Genomic DNA, 6,716 nt, shown 5'->3' with positions numbered 1-6,716 from the left:
CCGTCGGATGAAGCGGTAGAGATGCTTCGACTCCGCTGCGCTCCGCTCAGCATGACGAACGCACTAATTTCGCTTTAATCCGCAGTTCAGACCTTCGCCCGCCACAGCCGCCACCACGGCAAATAAGGCTGGTCGTGGTGCTCGTAGTGGTAACCGAAGAAGTAGCAGCTCACGAAGGCCCAAACGTGTAGCGGCCACTGCCGCTGGCTGCGCGATTTGTGGTGATTATCAGGCGCGTGCTCACCGCGGTGCGGTAGGTAGGTGCCGAAGAAGAACAGCTGCAACGTAGCCAGCACGGCCGGCACCATCCAGAAAGCAATGACGTTGGCCTGCGGAAACCAGACTTTCAGCACGTTGTAGGTTATCGCCATCAGTGCTACCTGCCACCAGGTCACGTAGTTCCAGGCAAAACGGAGCAGCCAGGGCAAAAACCCCGGGTGATTTTCGGGGTGGTAGTCGGGGTCGGCGGCGGTACCCACGTGGCGGTGGTGCGCGTGGTGCTTGTCGAGCTGGCCCGGAAACCAGTTGTAGGCGAACAACACCGTGGCCACCGTGCCTATGGCGTTGTTGAGGCGCTTGTTGGGGCTCACGACGCCGTGCATGGCATCGTGTCCGGTGATGTAAAGGCCCGTGTATAAGTGCGTTTGCAGCAGCACCAGCAGGTACGGCGCGGGCGAGTGCCAGTCGGGCTGGTAGAAGGCTAGCAAGTAGGTGAGTAAGCTGCCCCAGGCCGTAATAATGAGCCCGGCGGCCAGCACGCCCCGGCCAGCCAGCGGCTCGGGCGCTACTCGGGCTTTCGGAACAGCCGCGCTAACCAAGTGCATATAAATTTCTTAGTTAAAACCGCACCAGCGCGTCGCGCACTTCCTCCATCAGCCACATGGGGGTGCTGGTGGCCCCGCAGATGCCTACCGACTGCCCCGGCTCGAACCACGACGGGCAAATTTCCTGCGTGCTGGAAATAAAGTGCGTGCGCGCATTCGTGTCTTTGCACACCTGGTACAGCACCTTGCCGTTCGAACTTTTGGTGCCCGACACGAATACTACTTGGTCGAATTGCGCGGCGAAGCGCCGCAAATCCAGGTCGCGGTTGCTTACCTGCCTGCAAATAGTATCGTGGGCATTTACTTGGTAGCCACGGTTTTCCAGCTCATTTTTAATGTTGTAAAACGAATTGGTGCCCTTGGTAGTCTGACTGTAGAGCGTGATGTTTTCGGGCAGCTCGTGGTGCAGCAGCTCCTCCAGGTTCTCAAACACCACGGCCTCGCCGTGTGTCTGGCCGAGCAGGCCGCGCACCTCGGCATGGCCGTGCTTGCCGTAGATGTAGAGCTTTTCGCGGCGGTCGAAGCTCGCCTTGATGCGATTTTGCAGCTTGAGCACTACCGGGCAACTCGCGTCGATGAGCGTCAGGTTGTTTTCCAGGGCCTGCTGATAGGTACTCGGCGGCTCGCCATGCGCCCGGATGAGCACGGCCTCGTCGCGCAGCATAGCCAGCTGCTCGTAGCCGATGATGCGCAAGCCCTTGTCTTTCAGGCGCTGCACCTCCTCATCGTTGTGCACGATATCGCCCAGGCAATAGAGATAGCCTTGCTCATCGAGCAGGTCTTCGGCCATCTGAATGGCGTAGATGACGCCGAAGCAGAAGCCGGAGTTTGAATCGATACGGACGCTGAGGTGCAAGCCTGACTGCATATCGTCCAACTAACCGAAAAGATGGGCCGAAGGTTGCCCTACGGAGTTAGGTATTAACTAAAAACACGAATGATTTCCACTAAAGTTAGCACGAGCGCCGCTACCCGCGCATTACCCGGCGGCTAGCTACCTTTCACCTGCGCCAGCTGCTGCGCCTGGGTTTCCGAAACGTGCCCGCGCCCCACCAAGAAGCCGCGCACCGTGCGGAAGGCTTCGTCATCGAGGCCCGAACGCGGGTGTTGCAGCGCCGCGTCCAGCAAGAACGACTTGTCTTCGTCCACGTGCTTGCTCAAACCCAGAAAAGGTGGCAAATTGCTTTCAACCGAGAAACGAAGAAAGCGGATTTCGGCGTTTTTGGGGTCGAGGCTTACTGCCTGCTCAAAGGTGCGAGCCGCCTGCTGCACATAAGTCAGCTTGTTGAGCATCGAGGCATCTCGGGCCTTAATAGCCTCTGAAGCAGCCTTATACCCTAATACCAGCGCATCTTGCGCGGTGTAGCCGTGCAGCAGGTCGTAGAATTTTTCGCCGGCTTCTTTGCTGGCGGCGGCCTGCTCGTAATGGCGGCGGAGGTTGGCGGGAGAATAGGCAGACATGGGATACGCAAATGGGGAAAGAGCCTGCACCGGGCACGCCAGGGCAGGGGCCGCAAGGGCTAGTGCAAGGCAGAACAGCGGCTTTTTCATAGTCGTAAAGTTACGACTAAAGCCAGTATGAATTTTAGGTGAATAGCAATGCTTTTACACTGCCCGCAGCCGGTAGCGCAGCCAGGTACCCAGCAGCAGCAGCAGCTTGGTATTGTCGGGCAAACGCACGCGCTCGGCCAATACCTGGGCCGCTGGGGCTTGCCGTAATTTGTAGAAAAGCTTTAAATAATAGACGTAGGCCAGGTACACGCCCATGCGCGAGGCCCGTGGCAGCTGCTGAATACCCACGTAGGCGGCCTCAAAGTCGGCCCGGATATCGGCCTCAATCTCTCGCTTGGCCTCATTATCGAACTGCTCGTAGCGCAGCCCCGGAAAGTACACCCGCCCCCGGTCTTCGTAGTCGGAGCGGATATCGCGCAGAAAATTAACCTTTTGAAAGGCCGCGCCCAGCCGCCGCGCCGGCTCGCGCAGCTTGTCAAACAGCGCCGGCTGCTGGTGGCAGAATACGCGCAAGCACATCAGCCCCACTACCTCGGCCGAGCCGTAGATGTATTGCTCGTATAAATCCTGGCGGTAGTTGCGGTCTTCTAAGTCCATTTCCATGCTCCGCAAAAAAGCATCAATGAACTCGTGGTCAATACCGTACTCATTCACCGCCCATTGAAAGGCGTGTAGCACCGGGTTCAAACTAAAGCCCGCCGCGATGGCCGCGTAGGTATCGGCCTCGAAGGCGGCCAGCAGCGCCGCCTTATCTTGGTCGTGGAAGGTGTCAACTATCTCATCGGCCCAGCGCACGAAGCCATACACCGCGTAAATAGCCCGATGCAACTCCTTATCCAACGTGCGGATTCCGAGGGAAAACGACGTACTGTAGCGCCGCGTGATAAGCTGCGCGCAAGCGAGGCTGGTGTCGGTAAAGAGTTGCTGATGGTTCATTTAGTGCAAATCTGGCACAAATCTGTGCAATGCTGATACGCCTCAGCTTTATTTCTGTTCCTTCAGCACCTCTTTCGCTACCACTTCGCCTGAGATGAGCGAGGGCGGCACACCCGGCCCCGGCACCGTGAGCTGGCCCGTGAAATAGAGGTTGCTCACCTTCTTGCTTTTCAGCGTCGGCTTCAGAATAGCCGTCTGCTTCAGCGTATTAGCCAGGCCGTAGGCGTTGCCTTTGAAGGAGTGGTAGTCGGCCACGAAGTCGCGGTGAGCGTAGCTGCGCTTGTACACCACGTGCTCGCGGATGGGGTGGCCGCAGTGCTTTTCGAGGCGGTCCATCAGCAGGTCGTAGTATTTTTCGCGGGTGGCTTCGGGGTCGTCGAGGGCAGGTGCCACCGGGATGAGCAGGAACAGGTTTTCCTGGCCTTCGGGGGCTACCGTGGGGTCGGTCTGGCTGGGCACCGAGGCGTAGAACAGGGGCCGGCTGGGCCACTGCGGCGCTTCGTAAATCTCGTGCGCGTGCTGGCTGAAATCCTCGTCAAAAAACAGGTTATGGTGCTGTAAGTTAGCCAGCCGACGGTTCACGCCCAGGTAAAACAGCAGCGAAGATGGGGCCATCGTGCGCGAGTCCCAGTACTCAGGCGAGTAGTGCCGGTATCCAGGCGCAAGCACTTGCTGCTCAATGTGGTGGTAGTCGGCCCCGGCCACCACGGCATCGGCGGGCCAGAAGCCGCTGTCCGTGCGCACGCCGGTGGCGCGGCCGTTTTCGACTATTATCTCGCGCACCTCCTGGTTGTACTCGATTTTGATGCCTAGCTCTTCGGCCACGGCTACCATGCCGCGCACTATCTGGTGCATGCCGCCCTTGGGGTACCAGGTGCCCAGCGCCAGGTCGGCGTAGTTCATGAGCGAGTAGAGGGCGGGCGTATTCTCGGGCGTCGCCCCCAAAAAAAGCACCGGAAACTCGATGAGCTTGAGCAGCTTGGGGTGGCTGAAAAACTTGCGGGCGTGCTTGGCCATGCTTTGCAGCAGGTCGAGGCGCACGGCCCCTTTCACGATTTCCCAGTCGATAAACTCCGTAACCGAGCGGCTGGGCATATGCACAAATTTGTTGATGCCGACCTCGTACTTGTACTTGGCCTGGGCCAAAAACTCATCGAGCCGGGCCGCGCTGCCGGGCTCCAGGCTTTCGAATAGCTGCCGCAGCTCGGCCATGCTGGCCGGAATACCTATGGTGTCGTTTTCGCCAAAAATAACCTGGTACGACGGGTCGAGGCGCACCAGCTCGTAGTAGTCGGCCACGCGCTTGCCAAACTTGGCGAAGTACTGCTCAAACACGTCGGGCATCCAGTACCAGCTCGGCCCCATATCGAAGGTAAAACCCTGGGCTTCGAAAACCCGCGCCCGGCCGCCGGGGCCGGCGTTTTTCTCCAGCAGCGTGACCTGCCACCCGGCCTGCGCCAGCGAGGAGGCCACCGACAAACCGGCAAAACCGGCACCTATTACTACTGCGTGGGGCATTCTGTATTATTAGTTTGTCATGCTGAGCGGAGCGCAGCGTAGTCGAAGCATCTCTACCGGGTAAGTAACTCCTGACGCCAGTAACGAAGCGGTAGAGATGCTTCAACTTCGCTGCGCTTCGCTCAGCATGACGGTTTGTGTTCAGTTGTTCTATCCAATAGAACGCAACCAAAAAAAGCCGCGCCTTCCGAACTGGCGGAAGGCGCGGCTTTCTCCAACGCAAAACGCGGCGGCAAGTTAGTCTTGCTCTACCTCATCGGTAGCGACTACCCCGGCGCGGTCGGCACCGGCGGGCGCGTACACTTGCAGGGCGGCTTTCAAATCCTTGCGGGCAATGTGAATGCGATTTTTCACGGTGCCAATCGGAATTTGCAGTTTCTCCGCGATTTCCAGGTACTTATAGCCGATATAGTACATCATGAACGGCGTGCGGTAGTCGGAGCCCAGGCTGGCGATGGCCTCGTTGATGTCGCGCACCACAAAATCCGTCGTCGCCCCGTTGTGGGTGATGTAGTTTTCGTCGGTGTTGAAGTACTGAAAATACTCAGTCGAATCGATGTTCGAGCTGCGCTTGGTAATCTTGTTATAGTTGTTGATGAACGTATTACGCATGATGGTGTACAACCATGCTTTTAGGTTCGTCCCAGCTTTAAACTTGTCTTTGTTAAGCAGCGCCTTGAGCAGCGTTTCCTGAACCAGGTCCTTGGCGTCGTCGGCGTCGCGGGTTAGGTTCATCGCCACGGGGCGCAGCGATGAGGATATTTTCTGCACTTGGGAAGTGAATTCCAGAGAAGTCATATTGTTGAAGGGTTCGTAGCAGAATCTTAAACAAAGGTAGCCCACAAGTCAGAAAAACGGCTCAGACCAGCTTGTTTTTTTCTGTTGCTCAGCCCTAATCGGCGCAGCCCCACGGGCTTACGGACAACGGGCCGCCAGGGCTGTCCCTTCGGGTTACTTTTCTGCTAACTCTACGTCAACCAACTGATTCACAAAGGGAATCAAATCCCGAAATTCGTGCAGGCACGCCATGGGCAGGCAGCCTTCGGGCAAGGCTTTGGTTTGCACCGCCAGCGAGCCAAACAGCAGCACCGTGGCCTCGGGGTAGTGCTGGCGCAATTCGGTGGCGTATGCCGATACCTGCCCCCGGCCGGGGGCCGTGGTAAGCACCGTGGCCAGCACCGTGGGCCGGAAGGTTTTGGCGGCAGCCAGCACATCAGGCAGCGGCAAATTGGGGCCGAGGTAGAGTACCTGCCGGCCGCGGGCGCGCAGGGCGTAGTTCATGAACAGCAGCGCCAGCTCGTGCCACTCGCCCTCGGGCAGGAATAGCAGCCAGCGCGGCGCATCTTCCTGGCTGAGCGGGATAAGCGGTAGCGCATCGGCCGAGGCCATGAGCTCCTGGCGCAGCAGCTGGGCCACGAGGCGCTCCTGGGCCACGCTCAGCGAGCCTTCCTTCCACGACACGTTTACGCGCTGGAGCAGCGGGTAGCCGAGGCGTAGCAGCGTGTCTTCGGTGCCTAGTTCCTGCACGGCTTCGTCAAAGAGGCGGTGCAGGCGCGGCTCGTCGAGGTCGAGGGTAGCGCCGAGCATGGCGCTAAGGCGGGCATCGTCGGCAGGCTGCACTTCGTTGCAGAGGGCGAGGGCGGCCGTTTGGCATTCTTCCTCGCTCAGGCGCACTACCTGCGAGATGCGCTGGCCCCGCGAACATAGCGCGGCCACGTTGAGCAAACGGCGCAGGTCGGCCTCGCCGTAAGTACGGATATTAGTAGCAGTACGAGTGGGATTCAACAAGTTATAGCGTTGCTCCCAGATGCGAATCGTATGAGCCTTGACTCCGGAGAGCTGCTCAAGGTCGCTGATAGAATAACGGGCCACGGCGTTGGAAGGTAACTAATCAGAATAAAACTTTTCCGGGGCGGCTCGTCGCCG

Annotated in this window: 7 protein-coding genes; all 7 read right to left on the bottom strand. The window is 58.7% G+C overall.

Annotation, left to right across the window (positions count from 1 at the left end; translation table 11 throughout):
- Positions 1–86: 86 nt before the first annotated feature.
- Positions 87–824: a fatty acid desaturase gene (locus tag VFO93_RS05535; RefSeq protein WP_325133340.1), complete on the bottom strand. Its 738-nt coding sequence runs from the start codon at positions 822–824 to the stop codon at positions 87–89.
- 13 nt (positions 825–837) lie between these two features.
- Positions 838–1,692 (bottom strand): 4-hydroxy-3-methylbut-2-enyl diphosphate reductase, encoded by an 855-nt coding sequence (locus VFO93_RS05530; RefSeq protein WP_325133339.1) that lies wholly within the window; start codon positions 1,690–1,692, stop codon positions 838–840.
- Between the two features lie 122 nt (positions 1,693–1,814).
- On the bottom strand, positions 1,815–2,285 hold the full coding sequence (locus VFO93_RS05525; protein WP_325133338.1) for a hypothetical protein: 471 nt from the start codon (positions 2,283–2,285) through the stop codon (positions 1,815–1,817).
- Positions 2,286–2,429: 144 nt separating this feature from the next.
- Positions 2,430–3,272: a phytoene/squalene synthase family protein gene (locus VFO93_RS05520; RefSeq protein ID WP_325133337.1), complete on the bottom strand. Its 843-nt coding sequence runs from the start codon at positions 3,270–3,272 to the stop codon at positions 2,430–2,432.
- 48 nt (positions 3,273–3,320) lie between these two features.
- Positions 3,321–4,790 carry a phytoene desaturase family protein gene (locus VFO93_RS05515; RefSeq protein ID WP_325133336.1) on the bottom strand — a complete coding sequence of 490 codons (1,470 nt, stop codon included), beginning with the start codon at positions 4,788–4,790 and terminating at the stop codon, positions 3,321–3,323.
- 237 nt (positions 4,791–5,027) lie between these two features.
- Positions 5,028–5,588: an RNA polymerase sigma factor gene (locus VFO93_RS05510; RefSeq protein ID WP_325133334.1), complete on the bottom strand. Its 561-nt coding sequence runs from the start codon at positions 5,586–5,588 to the stop codon at positions 5,028–5,030.
- Positions 5,589–5,741: 153 nt separating this feature from the next.
- Positions 5,742–6,662 carry a MerR family transcriptional regulator gene (locus VFO93_RS05505; RefSeq protein WP_325133333.1) on the bottom strand — a complete coding sequence of 307 codons (921 nt, stop codon included), beginning with the start codon at positions 6,660–6,662 and terminating at the stop codon, positions 5,742–5,744.
- Positions 6,663–6,716: the final 54 nt, after the last annotated feature.

The organism is Hymenobacter sp. (assembly GCF_035709525.1).
In the GTDB taxonomy this organism is placed as follows: domain Bacteria; phylum Bacteroidota; class Bacteroidia; order Cytophagales; family Hymenobacteraceae; genus Hymenobacter.
This window is presented reverse-complemented; position numbering and strand designations above follow the sequence as displayed.